A 15,352-nucleotide genomic window follows, 5' to 3' on the forward strand; every position below is an offset into this window, starting at 1 on the left:
CTCAGGTGAGGGGGTGGTCGACAGGAGCGGTGTCGGTCAGCGCGGGGTGCGGCAGCACCCGGTGGCTGATGTGGCCACCGCTGCTGGTGCAGGCGGCGAACGGCCCGTCGGCGGAGCGGAGCTTCATCAGCGCGGGCTCGAGGTGGTCTCGCTGCCACGAGCTGGGCCCGGCGGCACCCGACTCGGGGTCGAGCGCGGCCTGCCAGGCCAGCCAGAGGGCGTGCAGTCGCGCGACGGCCTCCGGGTGCTCCTTCCAGCGCGGGCACCAGGGCTTTCCGGCGGTGGTCTCGGGGCCGTAGATCTTGGTCCAGATCTCGTCTACCCATGGGGTCATCAGCTCCAGTTCCTGCTCGTACTGCGGGTCGTCGAAGGCGAGGATGAACAGCGGCTCGGCGCCGCCGGGGTCGTCCGGATCGTCGCCGGCCTCCGGGGGGAGAGCGGTGGTCATGCTGGCCAGCTGCTCGGCCTGCAGGTCGAATCCCGCCGCGAGAGCGGACAGCTTCGCGGTCAGCACGTCGATCTGGGCGTTGGTGTAGCCGTCCGGCGCGGACGTCGGGTCGGGCTCGGGGGTGGTCAAAGGGGCGGGTGCCTCTCGTCGGCGGGTGATGACACGAGGATGTGCGCTCGACGGCCCGACGTATCGGGCCGGACTTGGTGTATAAGCACCCCCCGCTCACCGCCGGCCGCAGCAGTGGGCGGCGGCGAGCAGGTCTGCGGCACCCAGCAACTCCATTGCTCGGCTGGCCTGTTGAGGTACGACACCGTTGCCCAGGGCGGTCAGCTGGGCGGAGCGGGACAGGCCCGGGACGGCTGTGACGTGGCCCTCGCTGACGCCCATGATCCATTCGACGAAGCGGGGGGCGAGCCGGCCCCGCTCGTCGGTCGGCTCCGGCGCGGGCCGGGTGGCCCGCTCCCAGCGGGCGATGGCGGGCCCGTACGGGCCCCACCGATTCAGTCCGAGTCGTCCTGCTCCCAGATCGGCAGCACCACCGCCGACAGCGGGGGCCGGAACCCCGCCCCGGCCCGGCGCCCGGGCGTCCCGGTGTCCGAGGCCCTCGGCGTCGGCAGCAGCTGGGCCGCCGCCGACGGCAGGGTCAGATCCCCTTTGCTGCCACGGCTGTTGGGGCCGCCGTGCGTCCCGTCGGAGGCTTTCGGTGTCGGGAACAGCAGGTGCTCCACCTCGTCGCTCAAGTTCGGCCCGTGGCCTCCCTGGCGTCGCTTGTCCGGGTGCTGCGAGCCGCCGATCGAGCCCAAGTTGCTCGTCGGGGTCTTCAGCAAGGTGACCGCATGCCCCAGGTCCTCCCGCTTCGCGTCCGGCCCCTTCGCATCGCGAGCCTTCGGTGTCGGAAGGCCAGGCGACGAGGAACAGCCGCTCCCGGCGGTGGGGGGCGCCGACGGCGGCAGCGGGTAGCACCGTCCACCGCGCATCCATCCCGAGGTCGGCCAGGTCTCCGAGAACCGCGCCGAGTGCCCGCAGAGCAGGCTCACCTCCGCCGTCTCCCAGATCGCACCAGCCGCACTCCAGATCGCCATCGGCTGGCGAGGCAGCGGCTGCGGAGAGGATGCCGCGGACGTTTTCAATGATCACCAACTTCGGCTTGAGGACGTCGATCGCGCGGGCGATGGTCAGCCACAGTCCGGAGCGGGTGCCCTCCATCAGACCGGCCCGACGGCCGGCGACGCTCAGGTCCTGGCAGGGGAATCCCGCCGTGAGGACGTCGATCGGCTCGACATCGCTCCATTCAACTGCGTTGATATCGCCAAGATTTGGCGTCTCTAGGCCAGTGGTGGGCGAGGATCGCGGCGGCGTTGGGGTTCATCTCGGCGTGCCAGGCCACGCTGCCACCGAGGACGGCCTGGACGCCAAGGTCCAGGCCGCCGTAGCCCGAGCACATGCTGCCGATGCGCGGCCACCCGCCGCCCGGCACGGTCATCGGCGCGCTCCGTCGCAGGCCGTCGCGGCGCGCGCGGCGGGCGCTGACACCTGCACCGCGGCACCGGGGCCGGCGGCCGTCTGCGACGTGAGCGGTTTGGCCGGCCGCTGGGACAGGGCCGCGGAGCGGGTGAGGACGATCGCCTGCTCTCCGGTGAGGGCAAGGAAGTCCGGTGCCGGGCCGGTCAGGTCCGCCGCGACCTCCTTGAGCTTCCAGACCGCCTCTTCGAGGACTTCCCGGGAGGAGGAGAGGGACTTGAAGTAGGCGGTGCGGTGCGGCCACGGGGCGGACGCGGGGCTGATCCGCTTGAGCGCGACCGCGACGACGGCGGGCTGGGCGCGCAGGATCGCCTTCGCGGTCAGCAGGCCGGCGTAGGCGTAGGCGAGGGAGCCGCGCCGCCAGGCGATGTCCTCGGGCCTGGTGGACTCGGGGGAGGTGGTGTCGTACTCGTCCACGACGTTGGACAGGACGGTCTTCTGCACCTCGGACATGGAGTCCAGGACGGCGCCGAGGCGCTCGGGCAGCGGATCGCGGTGGCAGTAGATGCTGAACAGCTCTTCGCTGAAGTAGTGAAGGTTGGCCGCGGTGCGGAGCAGCCACTGGGCCTGGGTGTCGGGGGAGATGGTGGTCAGTGTGGATCCTTGGGTCAACGGCGGGGGGCGGGGGCGCTGCTGCGGGGCAGTGCGGCGATCGGGGGGGGGTCGGTCCGGCGGCCGGGCAGTGCGCGGCGCAGGCGCTGGGTGACGCTGAGGGCGGCGGACCGGCGGGGCCTGGCCGGGACGGCGGAGACGCCGGCCGAGGCGAGGTGGTCGGCGTCGATCCGCAGCTGCCCTGCGGTTCGCCGCAGTTCGGTGGAGGCGGCGCCGTAGACGGCGGCGGCGTTGACCGGCTGGGCGTCGGGCAGGGCCCAGACATCGGCGCTCACAGCGTGCTGGAGCAGGTAGGACAGGTGCCGGGTGGCTTCGGTGACCCCGGCGTGGGCGCGGGCCAGCGACAGAGCGGTGAGCCGGGCGGCCGTCATCGTGGTCGGGTGTGTCGGGAACCACTCGGAGAACTCGGCCGCGGCGAGCGTGCTGGTCTGCAGAGACTGCATCGCGCGCAGGTGACCGGCGACGTCCCGGGCGTTGGGCACTCCGGCGGCGGAGGCCGTGCGGGAGGTGGGCAGTTTCGCTGCCAGGGCCTCGGCCTGGTGCGCGACGTCACGCAGGTGCCGCTGGTGGTCCTTGACCTCGGAGGTCGGGCGGGTGGAAGGCGTGGTGGGACTCCATCGGATCGGGATCTGCCGGCGGAGGGCAGGCTCGGAGCTTCGTCGGCCGTCAGGTGCGCCGGAGCGGAACGACCGTCGCCGGCGGTGCGGGGGCGGCCGGCGGTGCCGGGGGCTCGGCGGGCGGGGAGATGAGCACGAGCGCGGGTGAGCGGCGAAGGGCTGCGTCCACGCGGCGCTCGGAGTCGCCTGCGGCCGGGGGGTGGCTCTCGGGGGGCGAGGCCGGCTGGCGGCGGGAGGCGAGGGCGGTGACGCTGCTGGGCCCGGGGCCGGCGGTCGCGCTCTTGCCCAGCTCCTCGGCCATCGAGCGGATGGTTTCGCGTGCGGTGGCGAGGGAGCGGCGGGCGCTGCTCTGCGCCTCGGGTGTCGGCTCTGCCTCGGTGAGCAGGTTCGCCGCCCGGGCCAGCGCGGCCTGGCTGAGGGTGAGGGCCGTCGTCGTCGCGGTGAAGACGCCGAGCCCCGGGGGGCTGGCGGTGTTGGTCGCGAGGAAGAAGGTCTCGTCCAGCGGGATCGTGATCAGCTCGTGCAAGCGGATCATCGGCCAGACCAGCTCCCGGACCTCGGGCAGTGGCTCGTACGGGGCGGGCACGGGGATGGCTTTGCTGAAGGCCGCCAGTTGCTCGGCGAGTGAGCCCAGCGTGTCGATGTCGCGCTGGCTGAGCCCGACCGCGGCGGGCGGGAGAGGGGGTTCGGCGGTCAACGGCGCTTCCTGGCAGGGGTGGTGGCGGGTGAGCCGAGTACGAGCGCGGCCTCGGCGGGCGCCGCCGGCGCGACCGGGGCGAGGCGGGCGGTGAACGCGAGCACTTCCTCGGCTCCCTCGGTCGCACACTGGTCCGCGCTGTCCAGCGCGGCGACCGTGTGCTCGGCTCGGCGCAGTCGCAGCTTCTCGGCAGGGCTGCCGGGCTCGGCCGGGGCGGTGGTGGCGCACTTGATCGACAGGTCGAGGGCGGCGCCCAGGTGCCGGTGGACGGTGGCCGCGCTGCTCATCGCGACGTCGTAGGCGCCGGCCAGTGCCGCCGCGGAGGGGTTGTCCGCGACCAGCTGGTGGCGGTAGTGCTCGGCGTTGTCGCCGCAGTGCCGGATGAACGCAGCCGCTTGGCGGCAATGCTCCAGCAGGGCGTCGCGGCTGGGGATGCCGGGGACCGGCCCGCTTGGGGTGGCGGCGGCGTTGCGCCCAAGGGCGCGCAGCATCCCGGCGACCACCGCCAGGTCGTTGCGGTAGTCGGGGCGAGAGCTTGCCGACACGGCCCCGCCGAAGGTCGCGGCGGCGGCAGGGGCCCTCAACGGCGCCGCCCGCCGACGATGGTGCTCGCTCCGGTGCGGGCCGGCAGCGAGGCGACAGTTGCTGCTCCCGCCCCAGCGGCGGAACGGGCGGTGGCGGCTGAAGCCCGAGGGGTCGGCCGGTGTGCGAGAACGGCGACGGGGCCGGTGAGCGAGCGGGCATCGCGGCGCAGGTTCTCGCTGGCGCCGGTCAGGGCGAGGCGGGTGCGGGAGAGTGCGAGGTTGAGCTGCTGGGAGCCGCGCTCGCGGACCTCGTCGGCGCGCGGGCCGCCTATGCCGTCGACCTCGTACAGGCGGCCGGCCATCGCGGCGGCCCGGCCCAGTGCGCCCAGTGCCTCGCCCAGCTGCGCGGTCGCCGCGGTCAGGGAACGGACGACGGCGCGGTCGGCGCTCTGGGCGTGGGGGTGGTGCAGGGCCGCGGTGACCTGCAGCACGTCGTCCTGGCAGTCGCGGATCGCCCGGGTGTGCCCGGCCAGTTCCTCTAGGCCCGGCAGGCCCTCCTCGCGGTACGCACGCGGGAGTTGGTTCGTGAGGTAGTCGATGGCGTCGGCCGCCGCGTGCAGCCGGTGCACGGACTGGGCACGGGGGTGGGAGGTGGTGGGAGGCAGTGGAGTACTCCGGAGGTCAGCGGCGGGGGCGGGCGACGGGCTCGCCCGCCCGGTCGGTGGTGGTGGCGGCCGGTGGGGCGGGGCTTCGGCTCAGGGCGCCCTTGCGGCGGGCGGCGCCGAGGACGACCGGACCGGTACGCTCCGCAGGGGCGGCGGTCACGGCGCGCAGCCGGTCCTGCACCCGGTCCGCGGGGACCAGCGCCTGGACGGCCGAGCCGAGCAGCGGACCGGCGGCGATGGAGGCGTCCAGCGCCATCACCCGCACGATGCTGGCCGAGGTGGCGGCGGTGCGCAGCAGCGAGGCGCGCAGGACGTGCTCCGCCCAGTAGGCGGGATCGCCCGGCATCCCGGCCGAGCAGATCTCCCGGACCTGGGCCACGGAGATCACGCCGGCGGCGAGCGCCCCGCGCCGCTGGACCTCCCACAGCACCGTCAGCTCGTCGAGGGGCTCGCGCCGGTGCGCGAGCGCGGCCATCGCCAGGTAGACGGCGCGGTGGCCGGGGTCAACGAAGTCCTCGCCGACCAGCTGGGCGGCGACCTCGGAGATCCGCCCGGGCGCGCTGAGCAGGCTGGAGAGCAGTGCCTGCTCGTGCTCTCGGGCGGCCTCGACCGCGGCGGAGGCGTTCTCCGGTGGCGGCGGGGTGGGCAGCGGGCGGCGCGAGCGCTGGTCGATCGTGCCCCAGGCGTCGGCGAGGCGCTGGATGACGGAGTGCAGCGCGCCGGTCAGCTCGACGGTCGCCTCGACTGACGCGGTCTGGACCGCGGCGAGCAGCCGGTGGGCGTGTTCGTCGAGCGCCCTCCTCACGGCCGTCTCCAACACCATCCGGCCGTAGCTGGTGGCGTGCTCGGACCGGGGGCAGGTCGAGATCAGGGTGTGGCCGTAACTGGCGGTGACGCCGGGGATCTCGCGGGCGGCGGTGGCGATGGCCGTCAGCGCCCAGTCCCTCAGCTGCTCGTCCCCGGCGTCCGGGGCGAGAGCCGGGTGGCCGGCGGCGTACTGGGCCAGCAGGATCGCGAAGACACGCTCGTGGGCCGGACGGTAGAAGTGCCGGGGCTCCAGCCACCCGGCCAGCAGCCCGACCCGGGACGGATCGAGCAGGCACGCGCCGAGCACCGCCTGCTCGGCCTCCAGCTGCGGGCTCGTGTCCCGGCTGACCGGCGTCACCGCGGCGCCACCTCCTCGCGGAGGGCGGCGGGGAGCATCAGGTCGCGCAGCCGGTCCAGGTCCTCGACGAGGGCCTCGTCGCGGATCCACAGACGGCCGGAACCAGCCGCCAGGTACCAGGTACCGTCCGCGCGGTTGATCGGCAGAAAGGGAAGTTCGTGGTTGATGTCAACTCCGTTACGCAGAAGGCAGGATGGAGGTGGTCAGCGGGAGGGCCGGGCGTGCTGCCGGGGTGCGGCCTGGGCCACCGAACCGGTCGCGGGTGCCGACATCGCCACCGCGGCGTTCGCGGTTCGGGCGGCTCCGGCTCGGCTGGTCTTCCGACTCGGCGGCGGGGCGGCGGCACGGTCGGCGGCCAGGTCGGCCGAAATCTCGGCGTCGATCGCGTCCAGCGACCGCGCGTGCTCGCGGAACAACTGCGCCTGGCCGGTGTGGCCGGCCTCCTCGGCACCGCAGGCGAGTTCGGTCAGCGCGGTGCGGACCGTGCCCAGGGCGGCCAGCCCGTCGGACAGCTCGACGGCCGAGCTGTCCGCGCCCCGCCACTCGCCCGCCAGGGGGAGCAGGCCGAGGTGGATCTCGCCGACCACCTCCCGCAGGACCTCGGCGTGGGCGAACGCGCGCCCGGCCAGGTGCTGCGGATTGATGGAGCCGAGGTGATCCAGCTGCCGTGCCGTCGCATGGAGGGCACCCAGCTTGGCGGCGACGGTGAACTCCGGCGCGGGCGCCGGCACGAAGGCAGAGGTGTAGGCGGCGACGGCGTCCCGCAGGCGGTCAGCGTCGATGCCGTCGTAGGTCAGCATGAACTCCGCGTTGTAGGCGGTCAGTTCCGCGCCGCCGTCCCGGGCGGACGGCGCTCGGTTCCCCTCGTTGAACAAGCGGTGCTCGGCGAAGCCGAACCAGTTGGCGTCGACAGGTCCGGCGCTCGGGGAGACAATCCGTACCCGCACACCGTTCCAGGTGTCCGCCCGGATGGTCTGGGACAATTCGGCGGTGACGACCATGTCGCCGCGCCGAGCCACCTGCCGAAGGCCGGTGACGGTGCCGTCCGGCAGCGGACAGATCAGCCGCAGCGCCTTCGCGCGGTCGACAGACTTGCTCCAGGGAGACAGAGCAACCTCCTGGTAGTGGTGGACGGTTCAGCGCTGACGGGCACCGGCATGGTGAAGTCGGGTCACGCGACCGCCTCACCGCGGCAGCTGAACGGGGAGCAGCCGCCGTCGGGCCCGTTCTCCAGCTCGTCCTCGTCCAGGTCCAACTGCGCTTGCAGTGCCCGGAGTTCGATCCGGCTGAGCTTGTCGATCGGCGCCTGGTCGAGGGGCAGGCGAGAGCGGTGCAGGTACGCCTGCCCGAGCAGCGGGCGCCCGTCGGCGTTGGCGCGGGCATTGCCGGCGCGGATCGCGGCGTCGAATTCCACGACGTCGGCCCATTCCTCGGGAGAGGTGTCGCGGATTTCCCGCCACTGGGCATTTCCGTGAAATGGACAACCCAGACAGCTCGACTTCGGCGTGGCTCCCCAACCGTGCTCGGCGAGCAGCTTGAGACAGTCCGTGCGAGACATGCCGAGGTCGATCAGCGGGAAGGTGTGCCGGGTGTACTTGACGTCCGAGTCCTTGGCGCGATGGAATTCATCGGTGCTGATGCCGATCCACTGCTCGGCGTACACGCCATTCGGTACCCGGGTGGGGTGCGGGTACCCTAGGAGTTGGCGCACCTGTCGCTTTATCGGCTTGATTTTATATTCGCCCGTACATTGCCGCCGAGTCATTCCCGGGCTGCCGTCCTGGTTGAGAATGTAGAGCGGCATCGACGCGAAACGATGGGTGGGGTCGAGGGCGTCCCGGCGGATATTTCCGGACGAGACCCGCAGAATCGGTATGTTGGCCGGACGGGCGATCTTCCGCTCCACCTCGTTGAGGTGATCGTAGACCCTCGCCGGTTCCCAGCCAGTGTCCGAGAAAATGGCGTAATCGAGTTTCGGAAGCTCGCCCAGGGCCGACAGTAGGAGTAGCGTAGTGGATTGCACACCCGCGCCTAGCGAGAGAATTCGGGTGGCCGGTTCGGTGGTATAAATCATGCGGCACCGCCGGCCTTGGCCATCGCCCGTTCGGTGATCAGAGCGGTCTGCCGCGAGGAGGCTGCGCCGACCTCGGCGGCACCAGGCTCCTTGTACCAGGGGCGCAGAGTCAGCAGTGCGGGGCGCAGGCCGGTGGCGAAGAGGAGCGCCGTCCCCTTCTTCAGGGCACGGATCTGGTCGGGCGGGAGAATTCGCTCCTGGCGCATGCTGACGGAGGTGGATCGGCCCGATTCCGACGTGGAATGCGAAACCGTCTCCACGTCGTGGTCGCCGACCAGTCGTGAGAGCTTGTCGGCGAAATCGGCATCGTCGATGCCGGAGCCGACCAGTTTGATGGTGGCCGCGCTCCACATGGCGTCCATTCCCGCCTCGCCCCAGACTTTCTGGCCCTGGCGGTAGCTCTGCAGAATGGTGATCGGGATTACGCCACGCGACCCGAGGTGGGAATACAGGTCTGGCAGGTCGCCGATTTTGCACACATTTGCGGCCTCGTCCAGAATGGCGAGGAGGGGCGGGTCGAGTCGGCCTCCGGCGCGCTCGGCCTCGATGACCGCGGTGCGCATCACGGAATCCGCTGCAGCAGCGATCAGGGCGCTTGCCGATCCGCCGCCGTCCTTGGACAGCAGGAACAGGGAGTCCTTGCGGGTGACGAACTCCTCCGGCTTGAACTCCGGCAGGTCGGGATTCGGCGTGACCCACTTGGAGATCTGCGGATCGAGAAGGCAGGCCGCATATTGGCGGGCGGTTTCGTAAATGCCGTCGCGGGTTTCGACCGCGCCGGAGACGGTTCCCTGGAGCTGGTCCGCGATGGCGATCAGCTGGTGTGCGCGGAGAATGTCGACCGGGGTGCGGTCGCTGGGGACGGCCAACCACTTGAGGACGTCCGTGATCGGCCGGCCGTCGCGGCCCGCGGCGAGGAACAACCCGCACAGGGTGTTCTGGGCGGCGGTGGACCAGAAGTCGCCCTGGCTGGACTCGTCGACGGCCGCGGCGACGAAGTGGCCGGCGAGGCGTCGCGCGCCCGGCAGGTCCTTGGCGTCGGCGAGGATGTCCCACCACATCGCCTGCGGGGTGTGGGCGATCTGCTGCGGGTCCATCGTCCACACCCGCCCGACCTCGGACCGGGCTTCCAGGCACGCCGTGTAGGCGTCCCGCGCGGCCTTGTTGGAGGTGAGGAGGACGGGGCCGGGGGCGCGCAGGATGGCCGGGACGGCGATGGAGGTGGTCTTGCCGGAGCGCGGTGCCATGATCGCGACCGCGACGTCCTCCCAGTTGGAGCGGACCTCGGGCCCGCTGGGGGCGAGGTCGCCGAGGAGGATGCCGGTGTCGTCCGGGCTGATCTCGCGGGGCTTGGCCTTGGAGAGGCTGGGGCGCAGGTCCCGGGCCTTGGCGGTGATCTCGGCGGGCAGCAGCGGAGTCAGGTCGGCCCGGCCCGCGAGGCCGGTGGGCTTGCGGCGGTGCTTGGACCACAGCAGGAGGCCGGCGGCGGTGAGCGCGATCGACAGCAGCGCCGGGGTGACGCGGGTGCTGATCAGCAGCAGGAGCGGGCTGAGGTGAGGGAAGGCAACGTCGGGGTGGAGTGCGGCGTCGACCGGCTGGAACGGGGCCCACGGGACGTGGTCGGTGGTCGCGGCGGTGGCGGCGTTGCCGCCGATCCAGGCGAAGGTGCCGAAGACGGCGACGGCGACGCCCGCGCCAATGAGCGCGTAGAGGAGGGCGTCCGAACCGGGGCTGGCAGAAGGGGATTTGGGCGAGGCGGGCAGGGGCGGGTTCCTTGACGGGGGTGTCGGCCTGCCGGGCAGGGGCGCGCGGCGGCAGGGGCCCGGAGCGGGCGGGGAACGGGCGGCGATCACGGCGGGACAGAGGCCCGAGACGTGGGTGATCGGCCCGGCGGCCGGCGGGTGGTCAGCCGGCGGGGAGCTGCGTGGTCAGCGGGAGGCGGACGCCTTGGCCGACGTAGGTGCGAGGGAAGCGAGCGGTGCGGGGGTGGCACCGGTCAGGGCGGCGGGCGGCGAGGGTGGTGCCGTGCGGGCGCGGGCGGCAGTGGCCCGCGGTGTGGCCGGGGCGGGCAACTGCTCGTCGGTCTCGTCCAGGCGTTCCAGCTGGGCCTCGGCGATGCGGTAGCCCGCGGTGGTGAGCTGGGCACTGGCGTCTTGCAGAGCGGCGGCCATGGCCGAGCCGGACAGCAGATCCTGGTCGGTGAGGGTCTCCAGCCGCTGGGAGGCGGTGTCCAGCAGTGCGGTGAGCCGCTCCAGCAGGCCGGTCTCCGGGTCCATCACCGCGAGCGCCACTGTGGTGACGTCCTCCGCTGTGGTGGCCCGGTGGACCTGGGCGGTCGCCTGCACCAGTCGGGACTGCAGGTAGGCCAAGTCCCTTTCGCCGAAGGTGTTCTCGATCCTGCGGATCGGGAGTGGGGGCACCACCCGGGTGGGATAACCGGCGTCGGTGAGGAGTTGCTCGGCGAGGCGGATGCGCTGGTTGACGTCGCCGTGGCCGGCGTCCTCGGCGGTGAAGATCGCGCTGAGGCCGTCGTTGGCGAATCCGGCGCGGGCGAGGAGCGCCCGGCTGGCCAGGTCGGTGGCCTGGGCCCAGGCGCTGCCGGTGGTGGTGGAGCCGTCTCGCTTGGGGAAGCGGGCGAAGACGATCTCGGTGGGTTCGGGCACGGGGACTCCTTCCTGGTCAGCGGCGTGGGGGGTGGCCGTGGCCGGGGTGGCGGGGGTTGAACATTGCGCCCGCGTACTCGACGGCGGTGAACTGGCGCATGGGATCGGCGGGCCGGGCGGGCCAGGTGGTCAGCTTCGGCAACGCGGCCTCGGACAGGGAGCTGCGGCGCCGGACCACGGGCGCGGGATCGGCGATGGCGGAGGCCAGAATCGCCAAGTACCGCACGGGTGTTGAGTGGCCGAGAACGATCGTCCACTGGTCGCTCCAGGCGGGTCCGAAGGTGGCTTGTGCCATCCAGGCCCCCACGCCCTCCCCGCACCGGTCGTCGGTGGAGGCGGGTGAGTAGGTGAAGCCGGTGGTGCCATCCGGGGATGTGAGGCGGACGAAGTCTGGGTCGTCCTGGAGTTGCCAGCCGGCCTTCAACAGGGGGCGCCAGGCGGTCGTCGGCGAGGCGGTCGGCTCGGCGACGATCTCCTCCGGCATCGTGTAGCCGTCGGCGGCGATGGCCTGGACGAACGCGCCGACGATCTCCCCTGGGGTGTCCTTAGTGAACGTGGCCTGCCAGTACGGGACTTCGTCCGTCGGGTGTTTGCGGACGCTGACCCGGTAGAGGTGGAAGACCCGGTGCGGCTCCATCGCGATCTCGACCCGCCGGTCCGGGCTGAAGGCGACGAGCTGGGCCAGGGATTCGTCGACCCTGTACGGCCACGAGTGGAGGTGGAGCAGCGGTGCTAGGACCGGCAGAGGGCCGGGGCCGGCGAGGTGGCGCGGCCGGACGAGCACCTCGTCCTGGTAGGCGGCCGGAGGTGAGGAGGTCAACGGTGGGGTCCTCGGAGTGTCAGCGGTGGGGAGGCTCGACGATGCGGGGGTGCGGCGGCACGGCGACGGCTGGGGCGAGGTGGACCGCGGCCGTGGCGCCGGCGGCCCGCAGGGCGGGGGACTGGGCGGTGGCAGCACGGCTGCGGGTGGTCTCGTCCGCAGCCTCGGCGATGGCGTCGGCGGTGGCGGCCGTGCGGAACCCGGCGGCGGCGATGGCGGTGGCCTCCATGAGAAGCGGCTCCCACAGCGGCGGTCGGTCGCCGTACTGCTGAGCGACCTGACGGCCGATCTCGGTGACGGCGTCGGCGAGTTGATGAACCGCACCGGGCATGAGGGTGAGGCCCAGCAGCACCTCGGCGGCCTCGTGGGCCGTCAGCGACGGGGCGATTTCGATGATCTCGGCGAACGCGCGGCCGGCACGAGCGATGGCCTGCTCGGCGACATCGAGGGGCCTGGCAGCGGGGGCATCGGACAACGGTCGTCCTCTTTCTACGGGCGCCGACCGGCTCGGGCCGCGGCGGAGACGACAGGAGAAGGGGTGGAGAGGAGACCGGGCCGGTGGCCGGCGGTGCCGGCCGTCGCCGCGCGGGGGCGGCGGGTACCGGTGCCGGTGTTGCGGCTCTCGGCGAGCTGGCAGACGGCCAGGGCGAGGGAACGGTCGCGGCCGGTGTCCACGACGCTGCCGTCCGGCCGGGCGAGAGGCGCGACGAGGCGGGCCTCGTGGCCGCCGAGCCGCAGCAGCGCCCACCGGCAGGAGGCGGGGTCTCCGTCGGTGGCGATCCCGGTGGCGGCCAGGATGCGCCGGGCGGTCTCCTGGAAGCGGTGGTCCGCAGGGCCTGCGGCGTCGGGGTCGGTGCGCAGGGTGCACTGCCACACCAGCCTCGTACGCAGGGCGGCGGCGGGCCCGGCCGGCGGTGGCAGGTGCGCGGCCAGTTCCGCGGCGAACGCCGCCTGGTGGAGCGGGGGCAGGTCCGCGACGGGGCGCCAGGCGTCGATCAGACGCAGGTCCTGCCGCTGCTGGGCGGCGGCGGCCGTGGCGGAGGCGAGCAGGTCGCGGGTGGAGGCGTACCGGGCGATCGTGGGGTGCACGTCACCGTCCCGGGGCCGGTGCGACCGTGGGGCCGGCCGAGGCGAGCACCGGCGCCTCGACCAGAGGCGGGCTGCTTCCCAGACGGGCGGCGGAGCGGGCGAGTGCGGCCTGGTGGCGCTCGGCAGCGTCGAGCGGGCCGTCATAGTCCCAGGGCCAGCGGCCACCGATCCGGTAGCGGCACTGCTCGTCCGGGGTGACGGTCTCCGTGCCGCCGTCCCCGTCGTAGTCGGGCGACCACTCGAAGACCAGCACGTCGCCGTCCCAGCGGCCGGTCAGTCCGCAGTTGTCGGAGTGCAGGTCGACGACGATCCGCTCGGCGACCGGCCGGGAGAAGGCCGGGCTGCAGTAGGGCCCGATGAGGCCAGTGGTGTCGCGGGGGTCGACCATGCCCGGATAGGGCCCGTGTGTGGCGCCGTCGACGTAGAAGTGGTAGAGGCGTTCCGAGTTGGGGGGCAGCGCGTCTCCTGGGGGTCGGGTCAGCGGGAACGTGGGGGGTGGGAGGGGCGCGGGAGCGCAGCCGCGGCGGAGGGGGCAGCTCCTGCCGGCTGCCTTCCCGGCGACCCGGTGGTCGCGGCATCGGCCCGAGCAGAGCGGCGGACGGCGTCCAGGCCGGAGGACCACTGGGCGAGGTTGTCCGCGGCGAGGCTGGTTCGGGCGGCCTCGGCGCGGATCCGGTCGACGAGGTCGTGGTGACCTGGGGCAGTGGTAGCGCGGACCCGGTCGGCGCAGGCCCGAAGGATCTGTTCCAAGCCGTTCATGGCGTTGCCCGGGCCGATGGTGAGCTGGCCGAGGAGGTCGGCCAGCTCACCCGCGTCCTCCATCTCGCCCACCAGGTTCTCTACTTCGGCGAGGGCGATGGAGACGTCGGTCAGCGCTGTCAGGACGGCGGTGCTGCGGGCAGAGCCCTGCAGCGCGGGGTCGAGGTCGACGCTCCACCGGCCGTCCCGAAGCCGCGACGCGGCCTCGGCTGCAGCCGCCTGCCGGTCGAGCGGGCCCTCCGGGACGGACCGCCGGGCGGGGTGGCCCTCGGCCGTCGGCGCTCGGAATTGCAGCGGTGCGAGAAGCGCGAGCGCGTCGGTCGGCCCCGCTGCCTCGATGCTGCCGTACAGACCGTGGCGGATCGCGACCGGCTCGGGCCGGTGGCCGGTGGGTGCTTCCGGTGTGGGCAGGGTCGGCTCCAGGGATGGGAGGGCAGGTCGCCGGGTGGGAGTGGCGGGCCCGGTGCTCAGTTCGGGTTCTCGGTGACGCGGTCCGCGCTGGTGGCGGCGGCGGCCAGCTCGGGGAGGTCGGCCGGCTCGGACTCGCGCTGGTCGATCCACCAGCTGGCCTTGTCCAGCGTGCGCAGCTGCTCCTCGACGGCGAGCCACGCCTCCTCGGTGATCGTGCCCTCGACCACCAGGGCCTGGTAGGCGGTGGTCACGAGCTGGTGCCGGCAGCGCTCGCCCCAGGCGATGGCCCGCTCGGGGCCCTCCAGCGGCGGCATGCCGAACTGGGCGGCCCACTCGGTGGCGGCCTCCTGCTCCTCGGCGCGGCGGGCGGCGATCCACGCCTCGCGTTCGGCGGTGTCCTCCTTTCGCTCGGCGAGCCAGCAGTCGCGGCAGGAGCGGGTGGCGAGCCAGCGGGCGTAGCTGGCGCGCTTGTCGGCGGGTCGGGAGGACAGGTCGTGGTCGACCGCGTGTCCGCAGTCGTGCTCGACGGTCCAGTTCTTCTTGACGGCCAGGGCGATTCTCCTTGTGGTTAGCGGGAGTTGGTCTTTCCGGCGGCCCACGCGATTCGGGGGTCGACGGCCGGGGCGGACGCGGCCGTGGTCGCGGCGGCGGTGGCGTGCAGGGCGGCGGAGGAGCGGAGTCGGCCGCTGGTGGCGAGTGCGGCGCGGGCGCGGGGGCTGGCAGCGCTGCTCGTGCGGGCGGCCGGTGTGGCGGCGGGGCGGGCCGCGACGGCGGCGAGGTCCTTGCCCGCGCCGGCGAGCACGGTGGTGGCCTCGGCGACCACGGCCTCGATCCGCGTCAGGTCGACGCTGCCCGGGTTGGTGCGAACCTGGTCCTCGATGGCCCGAAGCCGGGAGGCGATCTCGGCGCTCAGCGCGGCCCGGTCGTGCAGCATGGCGTCCGCTCGCTGGTCGTCCCGGCTCGGTCCGGCCGGCGGATGAACGACCGTGTTGAACGGGTCCGGCGCCGTCGGGGTGACGGGTCCGAGGACCGGGGCCTTGAACACGCGGGTCTCGAACGGGTCGTCGTTCTGCGCGGCCCGGGCCGGTTCTGCGGCGGCCGAGGGAGGGGTGCGGTTCATCTCCTCGATCAGTCGGGTGGCGAACGGGTCGGTGGACTCGTACGGGCCGCTGAGCGGTTCGAAGGCGAGGTCGGAGGCGACCCGCAGCCCCTTGGTCCGAAGCGTGGAGACGGCGGTGGCGGCCCGCTTGTCGCCCTCGAACTCTGGCTCGTCCATGACGTAGA

Annotated in this window: 21 protein-coding genes and 1 pseudogene; all 22 read right to left on the reverse strand. The window is 73.1% G+C overall.

From position 1 onward, the window contains the following. Position 1: 1 nt before the first annotated feature. The 22 genes and pseudogenes from MCM47_RS22610 to MCM47_RS22715 all read right to left on the reverse strand — a co-directional run bounded on the left by MCM47_RS22610 (position 2) and on the right by MCM47_RS22715 (position 15,344). Complete coding sequence (locus tag MCM47_RS22610) at positions 2–577, reverse strand: DUF4913 domain-containing protein (protein ID WP_238863510.1); 576 nt, start codon at positions 575–577, stop codon at positions 2–4. Between the two features lie 96 nt (positions 578–673). Next, on the reverse strand, positions 674–838 hold the full coding sequence (locus MCM47_RS22615; protein WP_238863511.1) for a hypothetical protein: 165 nt from the start codon (positions 836–838) through the stop codon (positions 674–676). Positions 839–951: 113 nt separating this feature from the next. Further along, positions 952–1,191, reverse strand: coding sequence for a hypothetical protein (locus MCM47_RS22620; RefSeq protein WP_232794874.1), 240 nt, complete (start codon positions 1,189–1,191; stop codon positions 952–954). A gap of 208 nt (positions 1,192–1,399) precedes the next feature. Beyond that, positions 1,400–1,756 (reverse strand): annotated as a pseudogene (locus tag MCM47_RS22625) (DNA cytosine methyltransferase); the annotation flags it as partial. Continuing rightward, positions 1,743–1,934, reverse strand: coding sequence for a hypothetical protein (locus MCM47_RS22630; RefSeq protein ID WP_238863512.1), 192 nt, complete (start codon positions 1,932–1,934; stop codon positions 1,743–1,745). The pseudogene MCM47_RS22625 and the gene MCM47_RS22630, both read right to left, overlap by 14 nt. Then, the gene (locus MCM47_RS22635) at positions 1,931–2,584 is read right to left on the reverse strand and encodes a hypothetical protein (RefSeq protein ID WP_238863513.1); all 654 of its coding nucleotides are present in this window, start codon (positions 2,582–2,584) and stop codon (positions 1,931–1,933) included. Before MCM47_RS22635 ends, MCM47_RS22630 begins: the two co-directional genes overlap by 4 nt. Beyond that, positions 2,581–3,027, reverse strand: a complete 447-nt coding sequence (locus tag MCM47_RS22640; RefSeq protein WP_238863514.1) for a hypothetical protein — start codon at positions 3,025–3,027, stop codon at positions 2,581–2,583. The genes MCM47_RS22635 and MCM47_RS22640 overlap by 4 nt, the downstream gene beginning before the upstream one ends. A gap of 223 nt (positions 3,028–3,250) precedes the next feature. After that, positions 3,251–3,898 (reverse strand): hypothetical protein, encoded by a 648-nt coding sequence (locus tag MCM47_RS22645; protein ID WP_238863515.1) that lies wholly within the window; start codon positions 3,896–3,898, stop codon positions 3,251–3,253. Then, the gene (locus MCM47_RS22650; RefSeq protein WP_238863516.1) at positions 3,895–4,443 is read right to left on the reverse strand and encodes a hypothetical protein; all 549 of its coding nucleotides are present in this window, start codon (positions 4,441–4,443) and stop codon (positions 3,895–3,897) included. The genes MCM47_RS22645 and MCM47_RS22650 overlap by 4 nt, the downstream gene beginning before the upstream one ends. Positions 4,444–4,478: 35 nt before the next feature. Next, complete coding sequence (locus MCM47_RS22655; RefSeq protein ID WP_238863517.1) at positions 4,479–5,051, reverse strand: hypothetical protein; 573 nt, start codon at positions 5,049–5,051, stop codon at positions 4,479–4,481. Between the two features lie 52 nt (positions 5,052–5,103). Beyond that, the gene (locus tag MCM47_RS22660) at positions 5,104–6,252 is read right to left on the reverse strand and encodes a DnaB-like helicase N-terminal domain-containing protein (RefSeq protein ID WP_238863518.1); all 1,149 of its coding nucleotides are present in this window, start codon (positions 6,250–6,252) and stop codon (positions 5,104–5,106) included. Between the two features lie 203 nt (positions 6,253–6,455). Continuing rightward, positions 6,456–7,271 carry a hypothetical protein gene (locus MCM47_RS22665; protein WP_238863519.1) on the reverse strand — a complete coding sequence of 272 codons (816 nt, stop codon included), beginning with the start codon at positions 7,269–7,271 and terminating at the stop codon, positions 6,456–6,458. 152 nt (positions 7,272–7,423) lie between these two features. Next, positions 7,424–8,326: a hypothetical protein gene (locus MCM47_RS22670; protein ID WP_238863520.1), complete on the reverse strand. Its 903-nt coding sequence runs from the start codon at positions 8,324–8,326 to the stop codon at positions 7,424–7,426. After that, the gene (locus MCM47_RS22675; RefSeq protein WP_238863798.1) at positions 8,323–10,089 is read right to left on the reverse strand and encodes a type IV secretory system conjugative DNA transfer family protein; all 1,767 of its coding nucleotides are present in this window, start codon (positions 10,087–10,089) and stop codon (positions 8,323–8,325) included. The genes MCM47_RS22670 and MCM47_RS22675 overlap by 4 nt, the downstream gene beginning before the upstream one ends. Positions 10,090–10,254: 165 nt before the next feature. After that, on the reverse strand, positions 10,255–10,989 hold the full coding sequence (locus tag MCM47_RS22680; protein ID WP_238863521.1) for a hypothetical protein: 735 nt from the start codon (positions 10,987–10,989) through the stop codon (positions 10,255–10,257). 16 nt (positions 10,990–11,005) lie between these two features. Continuing rightward, a complete protein-coding gene (locus MCM47_RS22685) occupies positions 11,006–11,809 on the reverse strand; it encodes a DUF317 domain-containing protein (protein WP_238863522.1) in 804 nt (267 codons plus the stop codon). Positions 11,810–11,828: 19 nt separating this feature from the next. Continuing rightward, positions 11,829–12,284 carry a hypothetical protein gene (locus MCM47_RS22690; protein ID WP_238863523.1) on the reverse strand — a complete coding sequence of 152 codons (456 nt, stop codon included), beginning with the start codon at positions 12,282–12,284 and terminating at the stop codon, positions 11,829–11,831. Between the two features lie 14 nt (positions 12,285–12,298). Then, positions 12,299–12,898 (reverse strand): hypothetical protein, encoded by a 600-nt coding sequence (locus MCM47_RS22695; RefSeq protein WP_238863524.1) that lies wholly within the window; start codon positions 12,896–12,898, stop codon positions 12,299–12,301. Position 12,899: 1 nt separating this feature from the next. Next, entirely contained in the window at positions 12,900–13,286 is a 387-nt protein-coding gene (locus tag MCM47_RS22700) for a hypothetical protein (protein WP_238863525.1), read from the reverse strand. Positions 13,287–13,375: 89 nt separating this feature from the next. Continuing rightward, positions 13,376–13,729 (reverse strand): hypothetical protein, encoded by a 354-nt coding sequence (locus MCM47_RS22705; RefSeq protein WP_238863526.1) that lies wholly within the window; start codon positions 13,727–13,729, stop codon positions 13,376–13,378. Positions 13,730–14,124: 395 nt separating this feature from the next. Beyond that, a complete protein-coding gene (locus tag MCM47_RS22710; RefSeq protein WP_308222410.1) occupies positions 14,125–14,667 on the reverse strand; it encodes a hypothetical protein in 543 nt (180 codons plus the stop codon). Further along, positions 14,637–15,344, reverse strand: a complete 708-nt coding sequence (locus MCM47_RS22715; protein WP_238863527.1) for a hypothetical protein — start codon at positions 15,342–15,344, stop codon at positions 14,637–14,639. Before MCM47_RS22715 ends, MCM47_RS22710 begins: the two co-directional genes overlap by 31 nt. Positions 15,345–15,352 lie beyond the last annotated feature (8 nt).

Origin of the sequence: Kitasatospora sp. A2-31 (assembly GCF_022288725.1) — a bacterium.
Taxonomy (GTDB): Bacteria; Actinomycetota; Actinomycetes; order Streptomycetales; family Streptomycetaceae; genus Kitasatospora.